Origin of the sequence: Actinomyces sp. Z16 (assembly GCF_003111765.1) — a bacterium.
GTDB classification, from domain to species: Bacteria; Actinomycetota; Actinomycetes; order Actinomycetales; family Actinomycetaceae; genus Actinomyces; species Actinomyces glycerinitolerans.
In genome coordinates this window covers 428,401-452,772 of the sequence record NZ_CP027862.1, presented here as the reverse complement: position 1 = coordinate 452,772, position 24,372 = coordinate 428,401, and the positions used below count along the sequence as shown (strand labels likewise).

The following is a 24,372-nucleotide window of genomic DNA, read 5'->3' as shown; positions in this document are numbered from 1 at the left end:
GGTTCAGATCACGTCTTCGGGCGGTCCGGTTCCCTTCCGCCCCGTCCCCTCGCCCACATCGTCACCTCGAGGCACACCGCATCACCGCCGATCCGAGAGCTCCCATGACAGCCCTGGCAGACACAAACGAAACGAATAAGTCCGATCCCACCGCAGCCGCCGCGCCCGGCGCATCCCATGCATCCGCGAAGATCCTGTATCCGGGCGCCACCATGCTCCTCGTTGCGGTCATCGGCTGCTTCACGGCCTGGGGCATCGCCGCAGACCTGACCACCCCCATGGTCTCCGGCTTCAAGCGCATCTTCGACATGTCCTCCTTCCAGGCTTCTCTGGTGCAGATGGCCTACTACGGCGCCTACTTCCTGCTGGCCATCCCCGCCGCCCTGATCAACTCTCGCTGGGGCTACAAGGCGGGCATGGTCTCGGGCCTGGCGCTGGCCTCGCTGGGCGCCTTCGGCTTCTGGCCCGCCTCCCGGGTGATGACCTACGGCGCTTTCCTGGCCGCCCTGTTCGCCATCGCCGCCGGCTGCTCACTGCTGGAGACCTCCGCCAGTCCCTACGTCATCTCCCTGGGTCCGGAGGAGACCTCCACCCGGCGGCTGAACCTGGCCCAGGCCTTCAACCCTTTGGGCACCAACATCGGCGTGCTGATCGCCTCCACGCTCATCCTCCCCAAGCTCGACACTCCGGTGAACCTGGCCGATGTCAGCCCGGAGACCGAGCGTGCCATTCGCGCCGAGCAGCTGCGCGCCGTCACGGGCCCCTACATCGGGCTCGGTGTGCTGCTGGCCGTCATCCTGGTCATCATCTTCATTCAGAAGGCGCCGCCCACCGCCCCGACGGACGACGGCGCCCGCCCGGCGAGCCCCCTGACCACCCTGTGGCGCTCAAAACGGTACCGCTACGGCGTCATTGCCCAGTTCTTCGACGTAGCCGCCCAGGTGTGCTGCTGGACCTACATAATCCAGTACACCCAGCAGGCGCTTAACGGCTCCCTGCAGTTGGGCTCGCAGATGCTGCAGATCAGCCTTATCGTCTTCTTGATCGCCAGGTTCCTGATGACCGCCGTCATTGCCCGCATCCGCGCCACCAAGGTCATGGCGGTCCTCGGCGCGGTGGCTGTGGGCCTATGCATCTACGCCTCGCTGCGCCCGGACCTCACGGGCGTGGTGGCCATTATTGCCGCCTCCTTCTGTCTGTCGCTGATGTTCCCCACCATCTACGGCGTAGCCCTGTCCGGGCTCGGGGACGCCACCAAGTTCGGGGCCGCCGGCCTGGTCATGGCGATCGTTGGCGGGGCCATCATGCCCATGGTTCAGGGCCGGGTAATGGACGCCACCAGCGCAGCCACCTCATTCATCGTTCCGGCGGTCTGCTTCGCCATGGTGACCGCCTACGCGATCTACGACCTGCGTGCCCCTGCACAAACAGTCACCGCTGCCGCGACACCGGAAACGGCCTCCGACGCGGCGCCTGCCGGAACAGCTTCTAAGAGGAAGGCCCAGTCATGACTTCCCTGAGAAAACGCGTCGCCGCCCTACTCGCGGCAGTCAGTACCGCCCTCGCCCTTACCGCCTGCGGTGGCTCCTCCGCCCCGTCCGGCTCCATCGAGGTCCTGTCCTGGTGGACCTCCGCGTCGGAGTCCGTCGCCCTGGACACGCTCGTCAACGCCTATCAGGAACGCAACTCCGACGCCTCCGTGGACCAGTTGGCCGTCGTCGGCGGCGCCGGCTCACAGGCTCACGTGACACTGGCCCAGCGCCTCGCACGCGGCGATGCCCCCGATGTGTGGCAGTCACTGAGCGCCGGGAACGTGACGGCGTGGCGGGAGGCCGGGGTGGTCGAGGACGTGTCCTCACTGTTCACCGACGAGGTCACCAGTCAGCTCCCCGAGGAAGTACTCGCCTCCGTCACGGTGGGTAACAGCCAGTATGCAGCCCCGTTGTCCGTGCACCGGGCGAACATCCTCATGTTCAACCGCGACGTGCTGCAGAATGCCGGTATCGATGAGCCGGGCACGGGCTACTCCCTAGACGATCTGCTCGCCGACCTGGGCACCCTGGAGGAACAGGGGACCACACCGCTGTGCATCGGCGGGGCCGACTCCATCACCACGGCAGGACTGTTCGAGTCCGTGCTCCTGGCCACCGTCGGTGAGGAGGGCTGGGCCCAGATCGAGGCCGATCGTTTCGACTGGTCCGGCCCGCAGGTGACCGAGGCCCTGAAGACCTTCGGACAGCTCATGGACTACACCGACCCCGCCGACGCCGACCGCACCTGGGACGAAGCGGCCGGGCGGCTGGCGGACGGTCAGTGCGGCTTCTACCAGATGAACGACGGCGCGCTCACCGAGTCCGAGGCGCTCGCCGGCTCCACCACCGGGCAGTCCCCGGTTTCCTCCGTGACCTTCCCCGGAACCGAGGGAACCTTCCTGATCGTGGTAGACACATTCGTGCGCTCTTCCGCTTCGGCGGACGGTGAGGGCGCGGACGCCTTCTTGGCTACGGTCCTGGATCCGCAGGTGCAGACCGCCGTGTGTGAGGTAAAGGGCTGTGTGCCGGTGCGCAACGACGCCGACGTCACCACGCTCACCCCCTACCAGCAGCAGGCAGCCGCGGACCTGCGCAGTCAGACGGTGCTCAATGCGATCTCCTACGGCGAGGTGATTTCTCCGGCGATGCAGGACGGCTTCTTCAAGGCCGTTAAGAACTATCTGAGCACAGGAGACGCCTCCGCCTCGACCTTCGCCCGCATCCTCACCGAGCGAATCAACGAGGGCGCCGCGGGCCCGAACCTCTGAGCGGCAACCGGGTGTGGATCGACTCCGAACGGGTCCGGCCCCCGCCCCGCGTCTCCATACCACCGACTCCGGCCGCTGCACGGCTTAGCAGGGCGCCCACCGTCTCACGGTGGCAGATAGCCCACAATGCATGAAATGCCGTCAGCCGATCTGGTCCAGGAAGGTCAATACCGAGTGCGGCTCTTCGATGCGCTCCTCCAGGCGGGCGTTGAACGGGCCGCCATAGGGCATGCCCAGGTGGGTCTGGAAGGCGTCTTCGTCGACGTAGGCCTCCATGACGAAGAACTTCGCGGGGTCATCGCTGTGGCGGTAAACGTCGAAGACGCGGTTGCCGGGCTCGGTACGGACTTTTTCGCCGAAGTCGCAGATCATCTGGGCAACCTCGTCCTCGAATCCGGGTTTGGCAGTGAACTGCGAGTGCAGAATCTTCATGGCTCCTCCTCAGGGCGTATGGGATGCGTCGCGCCGATTCTATGATGCGCATCACGTTCACGGTAGGGCCAGTGGGGTTCGTACCCACATCGCCCAGGGAACAGCGCCCGCGGCGCTTCGGAGCCTCCACCGGGTGCCCTGCGGCAGACCCCGCGCATGCCAACAACCACGCGTTGCACACTCGAATCTCGAGCAATCGTCCAAGAAGCGCATAACTCCGCGGTTTCGCAGATTCCCCTTGCAGTACCGAGGAGGCTCCCATGTGCAACCATCCCCTCATTGCACACCGGAGCCATGGAGCCGACTTCGGCTACTCCCGCCACTTCCCCATGATTCCAGCGAAAAACCCTACTTGCACAAGTTTGTCCTGACAGCTCCAGTGTGCAACGGGGCTCAGAAGCGACCGCGCGATCCTCTCCGTCTGCCGTGCCAAGGACGGACCTGGCAGCCACCCGGCACGCCGTCGCCCGGCTGCGCGCCGGAGTGCGTCGGGATGTCATCTGAGTCGGCACACCGATGGCCGTCGTCTGCGGCCCTTGTCCTCAGCCCCGGGTACGATGCCGCAGGCCATGGAACATGCCGTGCGTCATGAGCCGCGCGACCGGGCGTATAGCCCGCAGCATTCGGCGGGCGGCCGGCGTTTGGGGCACGTACCGCTCACGCACCGTGAGACGGCAGGCATGCAGCCCCGTCAAGGTGAGGACGAACGCCCACGTGAAGTCGAATTCCATCTCATTACCCGCGGGGGCGCTTCCGCCCTCGCTGGACAGGATGAGGTAGCGCTCCGGCTCCAGGCGGGCAACGACGAGCGAGATGTTCTCCGCCAGGTCCACCGAGTCACCCTCTGTCAGGTTCTGCCACGCCGGGTTGATCACGTCAGCGCTGGAGATGCCCACACCGACAAGCTGACACAGCGCATCGAAGGTGTAGAAGCCGCCGCGCCCGTAGCCCATCTGGGCCAGCCAGGGCCATACGTCGGCCACGGGCGCCTGCAGCACCGTCTCGTGCGTCTCCACGATCTCGGCGTCGGGCAGGAGCTCGTCCCCGGGCAGGGGCTCGGCAGCGTCGCCGCGCGGGCGCAGGCGCCCGTTCACATAGGCGACACCAGCGGCCCCGAGGGCGATGGGCACGATCCAGCGGCTGCGCTCGCTCATGAACTCACCCTCCCACAGGGGCAACATTCCCACAAGGACAACAACGCCAAATCATGGCGGGCGCCGCGCTCGCACTCCGCGGCCGTGCTCGTCTGGCCGGTGCGAACCCAGCGACCCTTCGCACCCTGGTACGAGCTTTTGCTCTCTGGTGTGCGCCGATTTGCCGCACACCAGAGGGCAAAAGCTCGCAGTAGACGAGACGCCACGCGCCTCGCAAGCCGCTCCAAACGGTTCCGCCGGCTCGGGCGATCCTAAGTTCTCGGACGCCCGATTCTCAGTTGGTGGCCTGGGCTATCGCGGTAGCAAACTCGCCGGATCCCGACGAACTGACGGGCTCATTATCGTCAATGGCGATGGATGCGGTGATGTCCATTCCGTCCTTGGCCTGAGCGAGCACATTGGCGTTTGAGGCGTCAAAGACGACGGCGCCGTCAATCTCAACCGTCTTGCTGAACGGGAGGGCCTCATCGCTCAGCTGCTCCTGGCTGATGTTGCCGTTGGCGTCCAGACTGGTCAGCGTGATGTCCGCGGTGGTCGCCGTATCGCTGGTGACTTCAAATACGATCGTATGCTTACCCGCGTCGTTTCCAGCAGCAACATCGGACTCCTCGGCGGTCTCCTCGGAGGTAGCCGAGGTTTCCGTCTCACTCGTCGATCCTCCACCAGCAGCGCTGGAGGAGTCCGCGGAGTCTGAGGAGCCGCATGCGGAAAGCGTAAAGGCGGCGACGGCGCCCACGGTTCCCAGTGCGAAAACCCGGCGTGGCATGGCAGTCATGGCAGCGATTCTCCTATGAATCAGGATTGCTAGGACGAACCGAAATATGCCACCCCCCCGCTTGTCAAATGCGCTGAGCGCGCAGTCGCAGGTTGAGCATCGGCACGCGTCGCGTGTCATCCGACCCGACGCACGCTTAACAAACCAACCACCGACCACAAACCCCGCGATTCTGCGGTTTCACACGGCAGTTGCAGAACGTCAGGAGAGCTCCTGCGTGCGGCGAGGCCTCCGGCGCACATGGGAGCATTTCAAGCGGATCCTGACGACCTCAGCCACTTCCTACAATTCCGCATCATCTCAACGGAAATCCCTGATTGGCAGAATTCCTGCCACCAGCGTAAGCGTGCGGCAGCTATCACGCGTTCCGCCTGGGAGGACGACGAGCACGACCCACTCGCACGACTTTCATTGCATCGACCGACCGCGGTGACAAGGACGAGGCGGTCAGCGCAGCAGGCCCCGGCCGGCGCCCTGGCGCCGGTTGACTTCCTGACCACGCGCCTCGCGGCGGCCCAAGCCGGCGCCGGGGCGCTCGGCGGGAGTGGCCTGTGCCCGGCCCTCGGGGGAAACCAGAGGCTCCTGGGCGGCATCCACACCGGCGACCGCCTCGGGTTCTTCACGGCTGCCGGTCGCCGAGTCGGTCTCCTCTTCCTCGGCCTCAGCAGCAATGTCCACGGTCAGCGGCGCATCCGCGGGCACGCCCCGGCGCAGCAGCGACAACGCCATGGGACCGTAGTCGACGTGCCGGGCCACGGAGGTCACTACGCCGACCGGCCGCTCCCCCAGGCGCACATTCGCGCCCGACACCGGCAGCTGCCCGGTGAAGCCGTCGAGTTGCAGAATCGTCAGGCGCCGCGGCGGTCGGCCCAGGTTGAGAGTGCGCGCAATGGTCTCCTGCCCCGGGTAGCAGCCCCTGTTCAGATGTACGGCGGTGCGCAGCCAGTCCAGCTCGTGCGGGATCGAGCGCGCATCCACCTCCCGGCCCCATCGCGGCCGCCCGGCCTCCACGCGCAGCGCCTCCCAGGCCAGTGAGCCGGCCAGGCTCCGCCCGGGGACGCCCGGCATGGAGTTGCGGCGCTCGGCACCGCCGACGTCAGCAGCCGCATTCCCGCCGGCAAGAAACGCATCCGCGACGGTGCCGGCCGCGTCGGCCTGCACCAGCACCCAGGTGGCCCGGTAACCCGCGCCGGGATGTTCACGAGCCAGCCCGACGTCGTAGCTGGTGCCGCCCTCGACCACGCCCGGCCAGGGGTCGCGCCAGGTGGCCAGGTACGCGCCCGCTGCCCGCGAAGCCTCCTCCAGGGCGCCGCCGCCCTCACCCAGCGCCGCCAGTACGGCCGCGTCCTCGCGCACGGCGACCTCAACGCGAAGCATGAAGCGCATGGAGTCCAGGAACTCGGCCAGCTCCCGCCCACGGCCCGCCTCCGTGACCAGCCACAGGGCGGTGCCGTCGTCGACGCAGGCCAGGGCGTGGGTGATGTGTCCCTGGGCGTCCAGCAGCAGCGTCTCCGCGCCGCCGTCGCCCGGCGTCAGGCGAGTCAACTCCTGGCTGGACAGGGAGGTCAGCCAACCGAGCCGGTCGGGACCGGTCACAGCGACGACGTCGCGGGCCAGCGCGGTGGCGGCGCGCCCGTCGAGCAGCGCGTTCTGCTCACGCAGGGGGTCGCCGTAGCGGGCGGGCACGGCGGCGTCCAGATCGCCGGCGGGGTTGGCGACGGCGTCGGGCCGGTCCAGGAGGGGGCTGCGGCGCATCAGGCGGGAGCGTCCGTCGCAGTGTCGGCAGCGCGGGCGGCCTCGTCGGCGGCGATGGCTTCTCGCAGGGCGGCGCCGGGGTCGGTCTCCCCCGCCTCCTCCACTCGACCCAGGCGGCCGGATGCGTAAGACTTCGGCTCCTCCTCACCGAAGGCGGCCATGTCCTGCGTCCACATGAGCTCCCCGCCCACAAGCCCGAACATGCGGTTCATCTGGGTGACCGTGGCGGCGGTCCGGGTACGCCCCACCGCCTGGGTGCCGACCTGGGCGCGCGGCCCCTGGATCCAGCCCTCCCAGACGCCGACGTGCCCGGCGGGGTCGGTGGAGACCAACTCAAGAGAGGTGATCGGAGTCTTTGAGGCGGTTCCGGAGGCGTCACCGTCGTCGGCGGGCGTTTCCTGGCCCACCGGACGCCAGAAGGTGGTCTCGGTGGACCAGATCTGCGCGGGGGTCAGGCGCGCGGCGCCCTCCAGACCGGGCATCTCGAAGTCGAGGTCCTGACTGCGGGTGGCGTCCACGGTCCAGATGGTGCTGGTCTGGCGCAGGTAGGGGCCGCCGTCGTGGTCGAAGGTCATCTCCTGGTAGACGGCCTGCTCGGGGACCGTCTCCCCATAGGTGAGGATGCCGTAGCCGCGCCAGGTGCCCACCAGCCAGGCCAGGGGGTACAGCTCGGGGGCGAGATCGTCGGGAATCATGAACGCCATAGGTGCAGGGTACGGCCCGGGCTTGGCCGACGTCACGGCGCCGGCGTCAGCCCGCGACGAACGCGAAGGGCCGGCGTCAGCCCGCGATGAAACCGCCCATGAGGCGAGCGATGGCGTACACCGGGGCACCCAGCGACAGGATCGGCACGATCGCGCTGGCCACCGCGGCACGCCCGCCGGGAACCCAGCGGTGAGTCCACAGCACGCGGTTGGCCGCGGCCATGAGCACCCCGGCCACGAACCCGGTCACCAGGCACGCGGCCGCCGACTGCAGGGCCGGCTCCGGCCCGACGTGGCTGACCCCGAAGAAGCCGACCATGGCCAATGCCCCACCGGCGGCGCCCGCCACCAGGGCCGGGACGGTCATGGTGAGCACCTCCAGCACGGTGGCGCGCACGTTCAAAGTGGTCAGCAGGGCGCCGGTGAACAGTGCCAACGTGCACGGCACGATCACGGCAGGGTCGGCGATTCCGGTGCGCAGGGCGCACCAGCCAGCACCCGAGATCATCACCAGATTGCCGGCGACGGTGGCAGACAGGTCCTCCACCAAATGCTTGCGGCCGTCGCGCCGGGCCATCTGCGCGATGAAGGCCGCCGGCACGCTGAGGGCCATGACCACCCCCGCCATGCCGAAGTCGTTGGTGATGGCCACCAGCACGGCGGCGGTCAGTCCGGTCAGGGTGATGACGCCGGTGGCGCCCTGATCGTGCCGCGTGCGCACCAGCGCGGGCCAGCCCTGGGCCGTCAGTGGCACCAGCAGGACGACGACGATCAGCCGCACCCAGGCGGGCAGAGCCGCCGAGACGGCCAGGAGCACGGGCACGACGCTGGCCACCGCCAGTCGAGTCCAGGCCGGGTCCACCAGCCCCACCTCGATGGGTAGGTTGGCGCCGCGGCGCGTCCCGTAGCTGCCGGGGTCCACCGTGCCGGGCACATCCTGCGTGTTCACGGTCGCATCGTCCCACACCCGCGGGCCGTGCATGTACTCACGCGTGCCCGGTCATGTAATCCGCTCGCAAATACAAATGTGGTTCACTGAGCTTCGGGCCCAGTTGGGACCGGAAGGAGACGGCCGTGCGCGTCATCATGTTCACCCGTGAGCACGACGCCACCGCCGTCGTCCCCGCGATCTCATTCCTCGACTGCCAGGTCGACTGCCTGGAGCCGGTGCCCGCCTCCTACGCCTCGGCGGCCGAGGCCGACGTCGTCATGATCGACGCCCGCGGGGACCTGATGCGTGCCCGCGCCCTATGCCAGCTGTTGTCGGGCCCCATGGATTGCCCGCCGATCATCCTGGTGCTTGAGGAGGGCGGCGCCGCCGTCGTCCAGCCCGACTGGGGGGCCGCTGACTTCGTCATGGCCGGGGCCACGCCCGCGGAGTTGGGCGCGCGACTGCGGCTGGTGCGCGTGCACATCGCCGAGGCGGCACCGATCGCCGAGGACCGCATCGAGGCCGGCGACCTGGTTATCGACACCACCGCCTACACCGCTCGCATCCGCGGCACACTGCTGGACCTGACCTACAAGGAGTTTGAACTGCTCAAGGCGCTGGCCCTCAACCAGGGGCGGGTGCTGACCCGCCAGGCGCTGCTGGACGAGGTGTGGGGTGAGGATTACATCGGCGGCTCGCGCACGGTCGACGTCCACATCCGCCGCCTGCGTGCGAAGCTCGGCACCGAGTACGACCACCTGATCGGCACGGTCCGCAACGTCGGGTATCGCTTCGACGCCTCCGAGGAGGAGTAAGGACGACGCCGCGGCAGGAGCATGCCGCGGCGTCGTCGGGTAGGACGGACGCGTGACCGCGGGTGGGATGCGTGCGGCCGTCAGGCTCCGGCCGCCTCCTTGGCGGGCTCGGCGACGGCGTCCGCGGCCGCGGGGCCGCCGTCGGCGCCGTTCTGGTCGACCTGCGGAAGCTGGTCGCGGCCGAGTCGGGCGGCGCGCTTGGCCGCCGCCTCGGCGCGCAGGCGCTCCTTCTCACCGCGGTCGCGCACGCCGAAGGCGCCGAGCACGTTCGCCGCCAACGCCACAACCACGATCGTCGCGCCGAAGGCGACACCGGAGGCCTCTCCGGTCAGCCCCACCATCGGGCTGGCGATGCCGCCGAAGACGAACTGGATGAAGCCCAGCAGCGCCGAGCCGGTGCCGGCCCAGCGTCCGGTGCGGCCCAGGGCGACGGCCGGCAGGTTACCCATGCAGGTGCCCAGAGCCATGACGTGGATGATGAACAGGGCGACGGTGGCGACCGTAAGCGCAGTGGAGGACACGGGACCGGTCAGGCGCGTCAGGCAGACGGCGGCGAAGACGACGTCGACGACGAGGATGGCGATCAGCCCCAGGCGGATCTGCCGCTCCGGCGAGATCCGCTTGGCGAGCGAGCCGCAGGCCGCCACGGTCAGGGTCACCGTCAGGCCGCACACGGCGAACACGGCGGTGTAGGCGGCCGTGCTCATGCCGAGGACGCCCTGCAACATGAATGGGGCGGCGGACAGGTAGGAGGTCAGCAGCGCGTAGACCAGCGCATTGATGAGGATCAGGCGGACGAACACATGGTCCTTGGACAGCGCACGCGTGCCGTCCACGAGCACGCCGAAGCCGCCCTCGTGGCGCTGCTCGGCGGGAAGCGTCTCGGGCACCCAGGCGGCCACCAGCAGCGCGAGGATGCCCTGGAAGGCCGCCACCACGCCGAGAATGCCGCGCCAGCCGACCGGGCCGACCAGGGCGCCGCCCAGAATCGGGGCGATGACGGGTGCAACGCCCTGGATCGACATCACCAGGGAAAGGGCCTGGGCGGCGGTGATGCCGCGGGAACGGTCGGAGATGACGGCGCGGCCCAGCACCATGCCGGCGGCGCCGCCGAGTCCCTGCAGAAAACGCGCGATCAGCAGGAAGGCGGCACTGGGCGCGAGCGCGGTGCCGACGCCGGCGACGAAGGCCAGCACGCTGCCCCATAGCAGCAGCGGGCGGCGGCCGAAGCGGTCGGAGAGCACGCCGATGCTCAGCTGGCCCAGTGCCACACCAACCAGGAATGCCGTCAGCGTCAGCTGGGTGGTGGAGGCGGAGACGCCCAGGTCGGCGGCCATTTGGTTGAAGGCCGGCAGGTAGGCGTCCATGGCGAGCGGGGCAATGGCCGCAAGCGCCGCCAGTGCCACCAGCAGGGTGGGGGCGAAGGAGGTGCGCAGGCCGGCGTCACGCGGGTCTGCGGACGCGGCGGCGCGGCCCTCGGCCGTTTGGGCGTCGGCGGATGCGGATTCTGGAGTGACCCCCTTCCCCTGCTGGGCAGAGGCGGGTCCGGTCGAAGGGGAGGTGGTCATGGACCGAGATTATGAAACCGGATGGCGTGAAGTCATGTATGCGGGGCGCGTGAGATCTTGCACCCGGTTCGTCTGCGGGGCTCACTGTGAGCGCGCCACGGATCATCCCGCCTCCAGTGGCCGCCACAGCCGGATGCGTCTCAAAGCCGGGTAGCCGGGCGCTCAGAGCCGGCCCCCGGATCCACAGGCGGCCCATAGCGCAGACCCGGCCGCGGCATATGACCGCCCGCAAGGGTTGAGGCCATGTTCAGCTATTCAACTCCTGAGCCCGGTAACGCCCGGGACGAGTCCCGGGCAACAGACAGCCGCCTCGGCGCGACACCGGCCGAACAGTCCTCCGCGCCCCGAGCACAGCAGTCCCAGACGCCGTCGGCCACCCGCCCGGACCCGCCCCGCCGTCACTCCCGGCGCCGCGTCCTCCTGGGCGGCGGCGCCCTAGTCGGGACCGGCCTGATCGGTACGGCCGCCTGGGCGCTCAACCGGTTCGTCATCGACCACGTGGAGGTCGACGACGTCGCCGCCTACGAGGCCATCAACTCCTCGGTCTCCTCCACCGCACGGGCCACCGACGTCAACATCACGGACACCGGCTACACCTCCTCGCTGACCTCGATCGGCATTGAGCGGGTCTCCAACGGTTCCGGGGATGACACGGTCACCTACTACGTCGCCGACATCCAGGCCAGCGACGCCACCGCCGTGCGCAGCGCCTTCGCCAACAACGCCTACGGCACCAACATCACCGCCCTGCCCAGCGCCATGGCCACCGAGCACGACGCGATCCTCGCCGTCAACGGCGACTACTACGGGTTCCGCTCCGACGGCATCCTCATCCGCAACGGCGTCATCTACCGCGACGACGGCGTGCGCGACGGCATCGCCTTCTACACCGACGGCCGCGTCGAGGTCTACGACGAGACCAACACCGACGCCCAGACGCTGTTGGACGCCGGCGTGTGGAACACCCTGTCCTTCGGGCCGGCGCTGGTGCAGGGCGGCTCGGTGCTGGCCGGTATCGACGCGGTGGAGGTGGACACCAACGTCGGCAACCACTCGATCCAGGGCACCCAGCCGCGCACGGCGCTGGGCGCGATCGCGGACGGGCACTACGTGTTCGTCGTCGTCGACGGGCGCGACAAGGGCTACTCGCGTGGGGTGACCATGACCGAACTCGCCCAGATCATGGCGGACCTGGGCTGCGATTGCGCATACAACCTCGACGGCGGCGGCTCCTCGACGCTCTGGTTCAACGGCGAGGTGATCAACCAGCCCTCCAACGGCGGTGAGCGCGAGACCTCCGACATCCTCTACATCGCACAGGGGGCCTGAGATGAGTACGCCTGCGCGCCCCGCCACCGGTTCCTTCCCGCGACGTCGCCTGCGGCCCGACGCCGTGGCCCGACCGCACACCGCCTACGCACCGGGACGCCCGGCGGCGTCGGCCCGAGAGAATGAGGCCGAACGCAGCGGCGGGCCTGCGCCCGTCCCGGGGATGCGACCGGCGTCGGGACGCCCCTCCCGCGTGGGCCTGGTCGTGCTCATACCCGCCTATCAGCCCGACGACAGGCTGGCGCATTTGGTGAGCGACCTGGTGCGGGAGTTGCCCGGATGCCGGGTGCTCGTCGTCGACGACGGCTCCGGGCCGGAGTATGCGCCGGCGTTTCGGGCGGCAAGCGCACGCGGGGCGGACGTCGTCGGGTATGGCCGTAACCGGGGGAAGGGGGCGGCGCTGCGCACCGGGCTGGCGCAGGTGGCCGAGCTGTGGCCGGAGGCGGACGTGGTGTGCGCGGATGCCGACGGGCAGCACCGGCCCGCGGACATCGCCGCGGTGGCCCGGCGCGTGCACACCACTGGGCATATGACGCTCGGGGTGCGGCGCCTGACCGGGCCGGTGCCGGCGCGCAGCCGGATCGGCAATGGCGTGACCGCACTGTTGTTCCGTCTGGCGACCGGCTGGCGACTGGGCGACACCCAGACCGGCCTGCGCGGCTACCCTGCCGGGCAGACCGCCTGGCTGGCGGATGTGCCCGGAGACCGCTATGAGTGGGAACTCAGCGCCCTGCTGCGCGCTCACGAACTCGGCCTGGAGGTCGAGGAGGTGGAGATCGCCACGGTGTACGAGCCGGGCAACACCTCCAGTCACTTCCGGCCGCTGCAGGACTCGGCGCGGATCTACGCGCCGCTGCTGGGATTCGTCGGGGCGAGCCTGGCGAGCTTCGGCATCGACTGGGTCGCGGTGCTGGTGCTGCACCTGCTGACCGGCAACCTGCTGGCGAGTGTGGTGGGGGCACGGCTGGTCAGCGGGACGGCCAACTTCTTCATGAACCGGCGCGTGTTCCGGGCGGCGCCCGGCACCGTCGGCAGAACGGCCGTGCGCTACATGGCGCTCGCGCTGGCGCTGCTCGCCGCCAGCTATGTGCTGTTGCGGGCGCTGACCGGGATCGGGGTGCCGCTCGGCTTGGCCAAGCCCCTCGGCGACGGCGTGCTGTACGCCGTCAGCTACCTGGCGCAACGGCGGGCGGTGTTCCGGGAGCGGCGCTGAGGACGGAGCATTGCTGTGCGCCCGAGCCGAGGCGCCCGCACGCCGAGACGCACCCGCGCCGATCCTCCGATGGTGGCCGCGCCACGACGTTGCACGACCCTGGTGCACGTTCCACGACTCCCGTGCACGTTTCACGACCCCGGGGTGGTCGTGGAATGCACCCCAAGGTCGTGAAACGCCCCCAAGGTCGTGGAACGTGACGGCTAGTCGTCGCGGGAGCGCGCCAGATGGCGCGGCGGGCGACCCATCAGCCACGCCACGCCCAGACCCACCGCGACGAAGCCGGCCAGTCCCACCAGCTGCCAGCCCCACAGGCCCTCCAGGCGCAGCCAGGGACCGTCAATGGCCACGTGCCGATTCCAGGCCACCAGATACGCGGCCACCGCCCAGCCGCACACCGCCCCGGCGGGCACGCCGAGCGCCAGGATGACGGTGGCATGGGCGGCCGTGAGTCGTCGCAGGAAACGCGGCGAGGCTCCCACCGCGTGCATGGTGACCATGTCGGCGCGCATCTGAGTGCGGGTCAGTAGCAGACTCACCACCAGTGCGAACAGGGCCACCGCCGCTAGCACGGCCAGGACCGCGAAGTCGGCCACGCCGCCCCAAGGCGGCAGATCCGAGTTGGTCCCGACAGTCACCAGGTCGCTCCGCTCCTCAACAACTCGCCGTGCAGTGGCGGTCTCCGCCGCGGTCAGCGGTCGCGACAGCTGCACCATCTCCCCCACGTATATCGGCGCGTCGGCGCCGGTCAGCCCCAGCTCGGCGGCGGTGGCGGGCGACACCGTGATGGTGGCGGTCATCCGCGGCAGAAAGTAGGCGTCCCGGGATTGCGGGTGCTGGACGGTCATGGCGGCATCGCTGTAGTCCATCAGACCTACACGAACCGTGCCGTCATCATCGATCCAGGTGGCGTTGTTGACCACCACACCGCCCGCCTCCAGGAGCTCCGCGGCCTCCTGCGCCCCGTCCAGGCCTGTGGCGCGCAGCGCCTGCCCTTCCATTACAAAGACATCGTCTCCCAGCATCCAGGGGGCCGTGATGCCCGGGTTGTATCCCTGCCCCGCAGGTACACAAGTCACCGTGTCCACCAGTCCCAGAGAGGCCGCGACGTCCGGGTCGGTGAAGTCGGGGCAGCGGGAGTCGGCCGGGGGTTCGACTCTGAGGGTGTACGACACGCCCTCCTTACGATAGTCCATCGCGCGAACCGGCGCGGAGCCGGTGACGGGCAGACCGGCGTCTTGCAGCACGCTCACGGCGTCGGCCAGGACGGCGGCGTCGAAGTCGTCGGAGACCGGCACGCGTGGTCCCAGCGCGAGGTGCCCGGGCGCCACCAGAACCGTGGAGGTGTCGTTGTAGTTGGTGGTTGAGGACGCCAGGTAGACGGTCTGCCCGCCGGCCAGCGCGACGACGACACCGATCGCACCGACCACCGGCAGGGCGCGGCCGCGGTGGGCGGCGGCGTCTCGGGCGGCCACGCGCAGCGCCAGCGGCCCCTTGGCCAGCACCATGATTGCGGCGTCGAGCGCAACCGGGGCCAACACGAACAGCCCCACCGCACCCAGCAGCAGGGCCGCCACCAGTAGCGGCACGGCGGCTCCCCCGGGCAGTGTGCCGGGCACCGCCGGCGCCTCTCCGGGCGCGGCGACGGGTATTTGTATGCGCAGTGAGGCAAGGGCGCAGCCGATCGCGGCCGCCAACACCACAACACCGCCGAGCAGGCGCCACCTGCGTCCGGCCCGACTCTGCGGGGCGCCGACCGCGTCCGCCGGCCAGCTCCCTTGCTTGAGCGCCTGGACCGGCTCCAGGCGCACCACTCGCCGAGCGGGCGCGAGTGTGGCCAGCCACCCGGCCAAGGCAGCGCCCGCGACAACGAGCACCGGCAGCCACTCCGGCAGGCCCGCGAGCGCTTGCACCTCGGGTTCGAAGATGCGGTAGACCGCCCAAGCAGCGACGAGCCCGCCACCGGCGCCGAGTACTCCACCCAGGCAGCCGATCGCAGTCCCCTGCAGGGTGATGGTCCGGGCCAGCTGCCGCGGTGCGGCTCCGGTCGCGGAGGCGAGGGCCAGGGTGCGGCGCTGCTGCTCGGCGGCGACCACGAAGGCGGGGGTCACCAGCCCCAGCAGCAGGCCCGCGGCGGCGGCGCAGGCGATCACGGTCATCACCAGGGCGGTGGCCAGGTAGTCGGCGCTGACGGCCACCGGATACAGCTCGGAGGCGTCCGGATAGTTGGTGAGCACGTGGCGGGAGACGGCGAAGGCCATCTCGCCATTGAGCTGCTTGGCGACCTCCCACGTGACCGGGTCGGGGCCGGTGACCAGGAAGTGGGTGTCGACACCGGCCGGGTCGCCCTGGACCGCCGGCGCCAGCCAGGCCGGCAGCGCCCAGGCGCGGGCGGCGTCGTCTTCGACCAGGCCGGTGACGCGGTAGGAGCGCCGGGAGTCCTGCATGACCTCGGCGATGCGTCCGTTAGTGGAGTACCAGCCGTCGAAGGGCGGGGCGATCAGGGTGATCGTCTCCCCCACCTCCATGCCGGTGCGCTCGGCCAGGGCGGTGGTGATGACGACGTCGGTGGTGCCGGTCGGGGCGGTGCCGACGACCAGCGGGGGCAGGAGTAGCTCCAGTCCGGCGGCATCGGCCTCGCGCAGGGTGAAGGTGCCGATTGCGCCGAAGTCTGCTCCTTGCAGGTCCCCCGCGGCGGCAGGAGTGGTCGTGCCCGTTTCGGCGTCGGGGTCAGCCAAGGCGAGCAGATCCTCCGAGTCCCAGAACTGCAGGACCCGGTCGCGCGCGGGGAGATATTCCACCAGCTTCTCCGCGGTCAGGGGCACGGTCTCCAGCGAGTCCATCCAGGGGCCCGGCGCGCCCTCGGGCACCTGCCGGAACGGGGCCTCCACGGGGTCAACGGCGGTGCCGGTCACGAGCGCCTGGGCGCCGTCGGGAATGGACGCCAGGGCCGCCTGCCGGGTAGGCGGGGTGGAAAGGCGGGTGCCCAGGAAACCGACGACCAGTACCAGCGGGGCCGCCACCAGCAGGATCGCCAGCAGGCTGCGGGCCTTATGCGCCAGGGCGTCGCGCACGGCCAGGCGGACCACGGGGCGCAGCGCCCGCAGTCGGGCCGCGTTCACCGGCCCTCCCCCGGCGTGGCCAGCAGCGCGTCGATGTCGGCGGGATCGGAGGCGCCTACCAGGCGGCCGTCGCGCAGGAAGACCGTGCGGTCGGCCCAGGCGGCGAAGCGGGGCTCGTGAGTGACCATAAGGACGGCGGCACCGTCGTCGGCGCGCTCCCGCAACACCGTGATGACCGCGGTGCCGGTGGCGGAGTCGAGTGCGCCGGTGGGTTCGTCCGCGAGCAGCAGGCGGCGCGGGCCGACGATGGCGCGGGCGATGGCGGCACGCTGCGCCTGGCCGCCGGACATGTCGCCGGGCAGGCGGTCGGCCAGATCCGCCAAGCCGACCTGTTCCAGCGCGGTCAGTGCGGCCGCCCGGGCGCGACGGGCGGGCCAGCCGTCAAGCTCCAGGGGGAAGGCGGCATTCTCGGCGGCGGTCAGAGAAGGCAGCAGGTTGAAGTCCTGGAAGACGAAGCCGACGGCGCGGCGGCGCACCTCGGCCAGGGCGGTGCGGTCCAGGCCGGCCAGGTCGCGGCCCGCCAGGATCACGCTGCCGGAGGTGGGCCGGTCCAGGGCGCCGGCGAGGTTGAGCAGGGTCGACTTCCCGGATCCGGACGGGCCCATGACGGCGACGAACTCGCCGGGCGCGACCGTGAGGTCGACCCCGTCCAGGGCGGTGACGGCGCGGGCGCCGGTGCCGTGAATGCGGCCGACGCCGCGGAGCTCGAGTACGGGCTGCTGACGCGAGGCGGGCATCAGGACCGCCTCCCGGTGGATGAGACCGGCGCAGTGGAGGCGGGAGACGCGGCGGGCGTGGTGGACGCGGCCGAAGCGCGGAGCGCGGCGGCGCGGGTCAGGCGGCCCTCTGCGTCGTCGAGCCAGCGCAACTCGGCCTCGACGATGAACACGTGGTGGTCCAGAACGAGCGTGGTGGCCAGGTCCTCGTCGGCGGCGGCACGGCGGGCGCGGTTGATCTCGTGGAGGGTGGTCTGCGTGGCCTGGCGCTGCTGCTGGATCAGCGCAGCGACGTCGACGTCAGGGGAGGCGGTGGCCAGCGCGAGCTTGATGACGAGCTCGTCGCGTTCGGGGGCGCGGCGGGCCACCGGGCTTGCCCACCAATGGGCGAGCTCCTCTCGGCCCGCGTCGGTCAGGGTCCAGGCGGCCACGTCCCGGTTGGCGGTGGGCAGCGTCTGCGTATTGGAAGGCCCGGTTACGGGAGCCGCGTCCGCAGCAGCCGGCGCGGCGTCGGAGTTGCGCGGCGTGGGCTGCGCCGCTGCCGCCGGGACGGAGGTGGATGCGGCGGAAGCGGTTGCGGAACCCGGCGCGCCGGGGCCGTTCGCGGGCCGGCCGGGATCGAGGCGTATCACCAGGCCGTCGCGTTCGAGGCGCGCCAGCGTGGTGGCGACCTGCCCGATGTTGAGGGGCCAGGTGGTTCCGGTGGCCGCTTCGAAGTCCTTGCGCAGCTGGTAGGTGCCCGCGGGACCGCGTGCGAGTAGGGCGAGCAGGGCGTGTTTCACGGCCATTCGGACCTCCGAGTCGCGTGGCGATGTAGCAACCGACCTAGTTACTGAGTAACGCTTACTCGGTAAGTGTATGCCTCCGGAGCGGCACGCTCAAGCACACGCAGGGTGCGGAGGGAAACAACGGCGACGGTGGCACGGAATGCACCACTTTCCCTGCACAGCAGACCCGCTTCGGGCGCAGCAGGCGCGCAATCACGCGGTTCGGCGTTTCGTCGAGTACAGCCGACACGTGAAAGTGGTGCAGTCTATGACAACTACAACTCGTGGCGCGCGGGTCGCACCGTCAGCGTCGGTGGTGGCAGATCGGGCCTACAGCCCTTGGCGGGCGGGTCGCACCAGCCCGAACTCGTAGGCGGCGATCACCAACTGCGCCCGGTCCCGAGCGCCCAGTCGCGCTAGCAAGGCGTTGATGTGACTGCGGCGGGTGGCGCGAGTGATCCTCAGCTCCTCCTCGATCTCGGTGTTAGACATTCCACGGGCGATCAGCGTAAGAACTTCGCGTTGCCGCGGGGTCAACGTCTCCAACCGAGCGGTTGAGGAGGTCGCGGCGGGCACGCAGTGATCGAGCAAGCGCGCCATCAGGCTTGGGGCAAGTAACGACTGCCCGGAGTGCACGGTGCGCACGGCGTCGAGGAGCATGCTCGGATCGGCGTCCTTGAGGAGGAAGCCGGAGGCGCCGGCACGTAGGGCGCCCAGAACGTACTCGTCGAGTTCATACATACTCAGTATGAGTATGCGCGTGTGAGCCAACCGCGGATCGGCGCAGATGCGCGCTGTGGCCTCAATACCGGAGAGCGCAGGCATGCGGATGTCCATGAGCACCACATCGGGCCGCAGTCGCGACGCCTCGGCGACGGCGCGTTCCCCGTCGGCGGCCTCGCCCAGTACGGTCATATCCGGCTCGGCGTTGAACAGCGCTATCAGAGAGGCGCGTAACAGGCGCTGGTCCTCGGCCACCAGCACGCCGATCTCGCCGGTCATGCCCGTCTCCCGGCGGTGTCCGTGGCGCGCCAGCCGGTACCGCACGGCGAGTCTCCGGCGTCGATACCCTCGCGATCCGCGTCTGCGGGCGGCGGGACGGGGACGGCGGAGTCCGGCGAACCCTTGCCGTGCAACACGCGCAGCATGCGCAGCAACCCGGCAGTCGCCTCATGCGAGGCCTGCTCCACCTCCTGCAGGGCAACGCGCAGATCCTGCGGGTCGTGCTCTAGGCGTTGTGCGACGGCCGCCCGAACCATGATCGCCCCCAGGGCACCGGAGATCGTGTCGTGCAAATCGCGAGCGATTTCAAGACGATCCTCGGCGACGGCTCGGGCCGCCGCCTCCCGGGCGAGCGCCCGCTCGAATGCTGCACGATCGCGGTGCCGCAGCCACCACGCCGAGCCGGTCAGACCAAGCAGCACGCCCCACACCACTGTGCGCGTTGCCGTCCTGGGAGCACCGGAGTCGGCGGTGGCCGCCAGGGAGGCGACCAGGAACAGCAGTGCGCAGGCCACCGCCACACGGCCCGCGGCGGAGTGTCGGCGTGGAGCGCGAGCTGAGTGAATTGGCGATTTCGGCACCATTGCAGTCTAGGGGGACGACTCGTGCCGGGCATCGAACCTGGGTTCTACATCCGCAGGTCCGAGGAGAAGATGCGAGATCCCTCCCGCGGCCGAGTCGCTGGCAGTGGGCATGACTCCAGACTCGGGGCGATCGGTAAACGGCATCACCGGCACCTTTCGGTGCCGCCGAGTTCACCTGCCGACACCGCTGAATCACCTCGACTGGAGGAGAAACTCATGATGTCTTCCCGTTCATGGGCCGGCCCGAAGACCACCGCCTACCCAAGCCGCGAAGCGGGGCCGCCCTCCAAAACCGCGACGGCGTGCCGGCTGGTTTTCGTCGTTGGCTACACCGGCGCGTTCCTGCTGCACCTGTCGCCGCCGTGGCTGCCTGCGTCGGGACAGGGCGCCTTCACCATGTGGGCCTACGCGGTGCTGCTCATGCTGGCGGTCGGCGGTTGGGGCGGTGAGCTGGCCGAGCAGGGGCGCCTACTGACAGCCGGCCCGCTGCGGGCCGTGGCCTGGCTGGCGCTCGGCGCCGTCGGGGCGGTGGCGCTGGAGAGCGTAGGGGTCCTGGCATCCGACTGGCTCGCCGGCGTCCTGCCCGGCGTGGGGGCCGAGTTGGCCAATGACGCCAATGTTGGTCGGGCAATAGTCGCCTTCCCGCCCTGGGCCGTGCTGGGAGTGTTGGTGTTCGCGGGACCGGTCGTGGAGGAGATGTTCTTCCGCCAGTTCCTGTTGACCGCCATTGCCGACCGCACCCGGGCGTGGGTGGGGATCACGGTCTCCGGTGTGCTGTTCGGCATGCTGCACATGCACTCCTGGACGCTGTCCGAATGGGTAGGCATCATTCCGCACGCCTGCTTCGGCGTCGCGGCCGGAATCCTGTTCGTGAGAACACGTGGCAACGTGTTGTTCCCGGCAGCACTGCACGTGCTCAACAACCTCAGCGGCATCGCCCCCTCGTTGTGAGCTGCGCCCTCGCCCCATTACGGGAGCGCGAGCCATTTCCATAGAAGCGCGTGCGAGCTCCGCCCGGCATTAGTACAGGTCTCGGCGTATCACAGATGCCGGTCTCGGCGGAAGAAGAGGCGCGGGGGCGGCTAGGCGTCAGGCGGGGCGGTAGGTGAAGCGGTCCCAGCCGAGGGCCTCGATCTGGGCGGCCATGCGCTCACACTCGGCGTCCCAGCCGGGCGCGGACACAGCGAAGTCGCCGGTGGTGCCCGCGCCGCGGGCCTGTTGGAGGGCGTAGACCCGGGCGCCGGCGTCGTGCACGCGGCGGGCAACCTCCACGGCGTCGGCGGCGGTGACATCCCCGGGAACCACGGTGGTGCGTACCTCGAAGTCGACGCCGTCGCCGCGGGTGGCCGCGTCTACCAGCACCTGCAGACTCTCCCAGGCCTTGGCGGCGGAGTTGGGGCGGCCGACCACGACGTCGTAGTGCTCGGGCAGGGCCTTGATGTCGAGGCCGACCCAGTCGACCAGCCCACGCGCCACCATGTCGCGCAGGCGACCCGGGTAGGGGCCGGCGGTGTGCAGGCCCACCTGGAAACCCATCTCCTTCACCTCGGCGGCGGCGTCGGCCAGGGCGTCCTGGCGCAGCGCCTCCCCACCGGTCAGGACGACGCCGTCGAGCAGGCCGCGACGGCGGGCGAGCAGGGAGCGGACCTCATCCCAGGAGACCACGCCGGGGGTGCGCGTGGGGATGAGGGCCTGGTTGTGGCAGTAGAAGCAGTTCCAGGGGCAGCCCTGCAGGAAGACCGTCGCTACCAGGTGGTCGGGCCAGTCGACGGTGGACATGGGCACGAGCCCGGCGATCTGCAGATCGTCGGCGGGGCGGTGCGCGGGGACGTCGACGTCCACGCCTCCGGGGCGACGGGCGCCGGGCGCGGATTCGCTGCTCACGGTGTCTCCCTGTGGGGATCGAGTGCCTGGGCGCGCGGGGCGCTGGGATCGGAGAGGATCTTCCCCGGTCCCAGCGCCCCGGCGTCGCCTCGGGCGGAATGTCAGGCGCTGATGGAGGTCAGGCGCGAGGTGGTGGTGCCGTGGGCACCGGCCGCCGACTCGGTGAACATCTGCCGCTCCATGTACTCGCCCTTCTTGCCGATGTTGAAGGACTTCACGGGGCGGAAGTAGCCCATGACGCGGGTCCACACCTCGCACTCGACCGGCTCGGCGTCGGGGTGCAGCTCGGCGCACTTGGGGCAGGTGAAGTGCTCGCCGGCCAGGTAGCCGTGGGTCGGGCAGATCGAGAAGGTCGGGGTGATGGTGATGTAGGGCGTGCGGAACGCGGTCAGCGAGCGGCGCACCAGCTCCTTGCAGGCCTGGGCCGAGGAGATGTGCTCGTTCATGTACAGGTGCAGCACCGTACCGCCCGTGTACTTGGTCTGCAGCTCCTCCTGCATCTCCTGCGCCTCGAAGGGGTCGTCGGTGTAGCCGACGGGCAGCTGGGAGGAGTTGGTGTAGTACGGGTTGGAGTCGGTGCCGGCCTGGAGGATGTCGGGGTAGCGCTTGCGGTCCTCCTTGGCGAACCGGTAGGTGGTGCCCTCGGCGGGGGTGGCCTCCAGGTTGTACAGGTGGCCGGTGGCCTCCTGGATCTCGACCATGCGCCCGCGGACGTGGTCGAGGATGCGCACGCACATGGCGTGACCGCGCGGGTCGGTCAGGTCGTAGGCGTCGTGCGTGAAGTTGCGAACCATCTCGTTCATGCCGTTGACGCCGATAGTGGAGAAGTGGTTGTCCAGCGTGCCGAGCCAGCGCTTGGTGAAGGGGAACAGGCCGGTGTCGATGTGGTGCTGGATGACGGTGCGCTTGAGCTCCAGCGTCTCGGAGGCGATGTCGATGAGGCGGTCCAGCGCCTTCACCAGCCCCTCCTCGTCGCCGGCGTGCAGGTAGCCCAGGCGGGCCATGTTCACGGTGACGACGCCGACGGAGCCGGTCTGCTCGGCCGAGCCGAACAGGCCGTTGCCGCGCTTGAGCAGCTCGCGCAGGTCGAGCTGCAGGCGGCAGCACATGGAGCGGATCATGCCGGGGTCGAGCTCGGAGTTGATGAAGTTCTGGAAGTAGGGCAGGCCGTACTTCGCGGTCATGGTGAACAGCCGGTCGGCGTTGGGGCTGTCCCAGTCGAAGTCCTTGGTGATGTTGTAGGTGGGGATCGGGAAGGTGAAGACGCGGCCGTCTGCGTCACCGGTGGTCATGACCTCCATGAAGGCGCGGTTGATCATGCCCATCTCCTCGGCGAGGTCGCCGTAGGTGAAGTCGCACAGCTCGTCGCCGATCAGCGGGTGCTCGTCGGCCAGATCCGCGGGGCAGGTCCAGTCGAAGGTAAGGTTGGTGAAGGGCGTCTGGGTGCCCCAGCGGGAGGGGACGTTGAGGTTGAAGATGAGCTCCTGCATGCACTGGAGGACCTCGTCGTAGCTCATGTTGTCCAGGCGGACGAAGGGGGCCATGTAGGTGTCGAAGGAGGAGAAGGCCTGCGCGCCGGCCCACTCGTTCTGCAGGGTGCCGAGGAAGTTGACGATCTGGCCGACGGCGGAGGAGAAGTGCTTGGCGGGGCCGGAGGCGATCTTGCCGGGGACGCCGTTGAAGCCCTGCTGGAGCAGGTTCTTCAGCGACCAGCCGGCGCAGTAGCCGGCAAACATGTCCAGGTCGTGAATGTGGATGTCACCGTTGCGGTGGGCGTCGCCGGCGGCCTGCGGGTAGATCTGGCTGAGCCAGTAGTTGGCGATGACCTTGCCGGAGGTGTTCAGGATCATGCCGCCCAGGGAGTAGCCCTGGTTGGCATTGGCGTTCACGCGCCAGTCGGAGCGGTCCAGGTACTCGGTGATGGTGGAGACAGCGTCGATCTGGGGCCGCGAGCCGTGGGCGACAGCGGAGTCGGCAGAACCTCGGGCCACGAGCTCGGGGTGCGCGGCGGCCAGGTGAGCGGCGGACGGGGTCTGAGTGCTGTCGGACACGAGGGGCCTCCAGTGCTGAGCGTGCGGTCTTCCTTGAACGGGCGGTGCAGACGGGGCCACCAGGCCCCCGTCGGCGCCGCCGACACCCTCGACCCTACTCCAAGACACCCCCACACCTACTCCAAGACACCCCCACAAACGACACCGGTGTAACACATCATCTAGGAGCGTAACCGGCCAGCAACCACAACATGTTGTGGTCACAACCCGCACCATACCCGCAACGGTGGCGCCATCCGGCGCGACCGCCGCTCTGCGCAACCCCACTTCTTGTGGGTGGCGCAGCTCACACTTTTTCTGACGCGCACGCGCGTGTCGCCAGGCGGGCGAGCCGCGCTACCCCACGCGGCCGCAGGTAGAACCGGCAAGCCTCGGCGAGCGCAAGGTGCTGAGCTACCTGTGGACCTTCCGTCATGCGCAGAACGCCAGCTCGCCGCTGATGCAGAAGGCTTACCGAGCGGCTCTCAGCCATCTGTCGGCGACGACATTCATCCAAATTCCTTGGTCGACCAGGATCGGCCCCGGTTTCTACATCGGACACCGCGGCCGGATCATCATCAATCCGGCCGCAGTGATCGGCAGCAACTGCAACATCGCCACGGGTGTAACTGCCTTCTCCCCCGGTTGAGGCGATGGGTGGGGCCCGATGCGCTCATCGCAGCGATGCGAGCAGCCGGGAAGCCTCCGGAGTCCTGCTCACCCGCCCCGAAAGTGACCATCCGTCGCGGCTTTGACCTCAAGAGCACAGTCGTAGCCCTCATGGGACGTCA

21 protein-coding genes are annotated in these 24,372 nt (G+C 69.5%); 7 read left to right on the top strand and 14 right to left on the bottom strand.

Annotation, left to right across the window (positions count from 1 at the left end; translation table 11 throughout):
• Nucleotides 1-104 precede the first annotated feature (104 nt).
• Nucleotides 105-1,511 (top strand): L-fucose:H+ symporter permease, encoded by a 1,407-nt coding sequence (gene fucP / locus C3B71_RS01840; protein ID WP_108965747.1) that lies wholly within the window; start codon nt 105-107, stop codon nt 1,509-1,511.
• Nucleotides 1,508-2,800, top strand: a complete 1,293-nt coding sequence (locus tag C3B71_RS01835; protein ID WP_108965745.1) for an ABC transporter substrate-binding protein — start codon at nt 1,508-1,510, stop codon at nt 2,798-2,800. Before fucP ends, C3B71_RS01835 begins: the two co-directional genes overlap by 4 nt.
• A 141-nt stretch (nt 2,801-2,941) precedes the next feature.
• Here the strand turns inward: C3B71_RS01835 and C3B71_RS01830 are convergent, their stop codons facing one another.
• The 6 genes from C3B71_RS01830 to C3B71_RS01805 all read right to left on the bottom strand — a co-directional run bounded on the left by C3B71_RS01830 (nt 2,942) and on the right by C3B71_RS01805 (nt 8,602).
• Nucleotides 2,942-3,232: a putative quinol monooxygenase gene (locus tag C3B71_RS01830; RefSeq protein WP_073330270.1), complete on the bottom strand. Its 291-nt coding sequence runs from the start codon at nt 3,230-3,232 to the stop codon at nt 2,942-2,944.
• Nucleotides 3,233-3,774: 542 nt separating this feature from the next.
• On the bottom strand, nt 3,775-4,386 hold the full coding sequence (locus C3B71_RS01825; RefSeq protein ID WP_146752334.1) for a hypothetical protein: 612 nt from the start codon (nt 4,384-4,386) through the stop codon (nt 3,775-3,777).
• Nucleotides 4,387-4,660: 274 nt separating this feature from the next.
• On the bottom strand, nt 4,661-5,161 hold the full coding sequence (locus tag C3B71_RS01820) for a hypothetical protein (protein WP_108965740.1): 501 nt from the start codon (nt 5,159-5,161) through the stop codon (nt 4,661-4,663).
• A 447-nt stretch (nt 5,162-5,608) separates the two neighbouring features.
• Nucleotides 5,609-6,916, bottom strand: a complete 1,308-nt coding sequence (gene ygfZ / locus C3B71_RS01815; protein WP_108965738.1) for a CAF17-like 4Fe-4S cluster assembly/insertion protein YgfZ — start codon at nt 6,914-6,916, stop codon at nt 5,609-5,611.
• The gene (locus C3B71_RS01810) at nt 6,916-7,620 is read right to left on the bottom strand and encodes an FABP family protein (protein WP_108965736.1); all 705 of its coding nucleotides are present in this window, start codon (nt 7,618-7,620) and stop codon (nt 6,916-6,918) included. The genes ygfZ and C3B71_RS01810 overlap by 1 nt, the downstream gene beginning before the upstream one ends.
• Before the next feature lie 76 nt (nt 7,621-7,696).
• A complete protein-coding gene (locus C3B71_RS01805) occupies nt 7,697-8,602 on the bottom strand; it encodes a tellurium resistance protein TerC (protein WP_108965733.1) in 906 nt (301 codons plus the stop codon).
• A gap of 92 nt (nt 8,603-8,694) precedes the next feature.
• On the opposite strand from C3B71_RS01805, the gene C3B71_RS01800 reads away from it, so the two are divergent.
• Nucleotides 8,695-9,366 (top strand): winged helix-turn-helix transcriptional regulator, encoded by a 672-nt coding sequence (locus C3B71_RS01800; RefSeq protein WP_073330282.1) that lies wholly within the window; start codon nt 8,695-8,697, stop codon nt 9,364-9,366.
• An 80-nt stretch (nt 9,367-9,446) separates the two neighbouring features.
• On the opposite strand, the gene C3B71_RS01795 is transcribed toward C3B71_RS01800, so the two are convergent.
• Nucleotides 9,447-10,934: a multidrug effflux MFS transporter gene (locus C3B71_RS01795; protein WP_108965731.1), complete on the bottom strand. Its 1,488-nt coding sequence runs from the start codon at nt 10,932-10,934 to the stop codon at nt 9,447-9,449.
• 243 nt (nt 10,935-11,177) lie between these two features.
• On the opposite strand from C3B71_RS01795, the gene C3B71_RS01790 reads away from it, so the two are divergent.
• Both C3B71_RS01790 and C3B71_RS01785 read left to right on the top strand, forming a co-directional pair.
• A complete protein-coding gene (locus C3B71_RS01790) occupies nt 11,178-12,263 on the top strand; it encodes a phosphodiester glycosidase family protein (RefSeq protein ID WP_108965728.1) in 1,086 nt (361 codons plus the stop codon).
• A 1-nt stretch (nt 12,264) separates the two neighbouring features.
• Nucleotides 12,265-13,476 (top strand): bifunctional glycosyltransferase family 2/GtrA family protein, encoded by a 1,212-nt coding sequence (locus C3B71_RS01785; protein WP_234416033.1) that lies wholly within the window; start codon nt 12,265-12,267, stop codon nt 13,474-13,476.
• Between the two features lie 203 nt (nt 13,477-13,679).
• On the opposite strand, the gene C3B71_RS01780 is transcribed toward C3B71_RS01785, so the two are convergent.
• The 5 genes from C3B71_RS01780 to C3B71_RS01760 form a co-directional block, all read right to left on the bottom strand.
• A complete protein-coding gene (locus tag C3B71_RS01780) occupies nt 13,680-16,598 on the bottom strand; it encodes an FtsX-like permease family protein (RefSeq protein WP_108965723.1) in 2,919 nt (972 codons plus the stop codon).
• Complete coding sequence (locus C3B71_RS01775) at nt 16,595-17,335, bottom strand: ABC transporter ATP-binding protein (RefSeq protein ID WP_108965721.1); 741 nt, start codon at nt 17,333-17,335, stop codon at nt 16,595-16,597. Before C3B71_RS01775 ends, C3B71_RS01780 begins: the two co-directional genes overlap by 4 nt.
• Nucleotides 17,335-18,102, bottom strand: coding sequence for a PadR family transcriptional regulator (locus tag C3B71_RS01770; RefSeq protein WP_108965719.1), 768 nt, complete (start codon nt 18,100-18,102; stop codon nt 17,335-17,337). The genes C3B71_RS01775 and C3B71_RS01770 overlap by 1 nt, the downstream gene beginning before the upstream one ends.
• Nucleotides 18,103-18,411: 309 nt before the next feature.
• Complete coding sequence (locus C3B71_RS01765; RefSeq protein WP_108969426.1) at nt 18,412-19,083, bottom strand: response regulator transcription factor; 672 nt, start codon at nt 19,081-19,083, stop codon at nt 18,412-18,414.
• Nucleotides 19,080-19,598 carry a histidine kinase gene (locus tag C3B71_RS01760; RefSeq protein WP_234416031.1) on the bottom strand — a complete coding sequence of 173 codons (519 nt, stop codon included), beginning with the start codon at nt 19,596-19,598 and terminating at the stop codon, nt 19,080-19,082. The genes C3B71_RS01765 and C3B71_RS01760 overlap by 4 nt, the downstream gene beginning before the upstream one ends.
• A gap of 285 nt (nt 19,599-19,883) precedes the next feature.
• On the opposite strand from C3B71_RS01760, the gene C3B71_RS01755 reads away from it, so the two are divergent.
• The gene (locus C3B71_RS01755) at nt 19,884-20,618 is read left to right on the top strand and encodes a CPBP family intramembrane glutamic endopeptidase (RefSeq protein WP_108965715.1); all 735 of its coding nucleotides are present in this window, start codon (nt 19,884-19,886) and stop codon (nt 20,616-20,618) included.
• Nucleotides 20,619-20,756: 138 nt separating this feature from the next.
• Here C3B71_RS01755 and C3B71_RS01750 read toward each other — a convergent pair whose 3' ends face one another.
• Nucleotides 20,757-21,470: an anaerobic ribonucleoside-triphosphate reductase activating protein gene (locus C3B71_RS01750; protein WP_108969424.1), complete on the bottom strand. Its 714-nt coding sequence runs from the start codon at nt 21,468-21,470 to the stop codon at nt 20,757-20,759.
• 182 nt (nt 21,471-21,652) lie between these two features.
• Nucleotides 21,653-23,602: a ribonucleoside triphosphate reductase gene (locus tag C3B71_RS01745; RefSeq protein ID WP_395994448.1), complete on the bottom strand. Its 1,950-nt coding sequence runs from the start codon at nt 23,600-23,602 to the stop codon at nt 21,653-21,655.
• Nucleotides 23,603-23,987: 385 nt separating this feature from the next.
• Here C3B71_RS01745 and C3B71_RS01740 point away from each other — a divergent pair, with 385 nt between their 5' ends.
• Nucleotides 23,988-24,230 carry a hypothetical protein gene (locus tag C3B71_RS01740; protein ID WP_108965713.1) on the top strand — a complete coding sequence of 81 codons (243 nt, stop codon included), beginning with the start codon at nt 23,988-23,990 and terminating at the stop codon, nt 24,228-24,230.
• The last annotated feature ends 142 nt before the right edge of the window (nt 24,231-24,372 follow it).

What these genes read in the sequence shown, in the direction of transcription:
- fucP (WP_108965747.1), top strand. Translation starts at nt 105, where the DNA reads ATGACAGCCCTGGCAGACACAAACGAAACGAATAAGTCCGATCCCACC.
- C3B71_RS01835 (WP_108965745.1), top strand. Translation starts at nt 1,508, where the DNA reads ATGACTTCCCTGAGAAAACGCGTCGCCGCCCTACTCGCGGCAGTCAGT.
- C3B71_RS01830 (WP_073330270.1), bottom strand. Translation starts at nt 3,232, where the DNA reads ATGAAGATTCTGCACTCGCAGTTCACTGCCAAACCCGGATTCGAGGAC.
- C3B71_RS01825 (WP_146752334.1), bottom strand. Translation starts at nt 4,386, where the DNA reads ATGAGCGAGCGCAGCCGCTGGATCGTGCCCATCGCCCTCGGGGCCGCT.
- C3B71_RS01820 (WP_108965740.1), bottom strand. Translation starts at nt 5,161, where the DNA reads ATGACTGCCATGCCACGCCGGGTTTTCGCACTGGGAACCGTGGGCGCC.
- ygfZ (WP_108965738.1), bottom strand. Translation starts at nt 6,916, where the DNA reads ATGCGCCGCAGCCCCCTCCTGGACCGGCCCGACGCCGTCGCCAACCCC.
- C3B71_RS01810 (WP_108965736.1), bottom strand. Translation starts at nt 7,620, where the DNA reads ATGGCGTTCATGATTCCCGACGATCTCGCCCCCGAGCTGTACCCCCTG.
- C3B71_RS01805 (WP_108965733.1), bottom strand. Translation starts at nt 8,602, where the DNA reads ATGCACGGCCCGCGGGTGTGGGACGATGCGACCGTGAACACGCAGGAT.
- C3B71_RS01795 (WP_108965731.1), bottom strand. Translation starts at nt 10,934, where the DNA reads ATGACCACCTCCCCTTCGACCGGACCCGCCTCTGCCCAGCAGGGGAAG.
- C3B71_RS01790 (WP_108965728.1), top strand. Translation starts at nt 11,178, where the DNA reads ATGTTCAGCTATTCAACTCCTGAGCCCGGTAACGCCCGGGACGAGTCC.
- C3B71_RS01785 (WP_234416033.1), top strand. Translation starts at nt 12,265, where the DNA reads ATGAGTACGCCTGCGCGCCCCGCCACCGGTTCCTTCCCGCGACGTCGC.
- C3B71_RS01775 (WP_108965721.1), bottom strand. Translation starts at nt 17,335, where the DNA reads ATGCCCGCCTCGCGTCAGCAGCCCGTACTCGAGCTCCGCGGCGTCGGC.
- C3B71_RS01770 (WP_108965719.1), bottom strand. Translation starts at nt 18,102, where the DNA reads ATGGCCGTGAAACACGCCCTGCTCGCCCTACTCGCACGCGGTCCCGCG.
- C3B71_RS01765 (WP_108969426.1), bottom strand. Translation starts at nt 19,083, where the DNA reads ATGACCGGCGAGATCGGCGTGCTGGTGGCCGAGGACCAGCGCCTGTTA.
- C3B71_RS01755 (WP_108965715.1), top strand. Translation starts at nt 19,884, where the DNA reads ATGATGTCTTCCCGTTCATGGGCCGGCCCGAAGACCACCGCCTACCCA.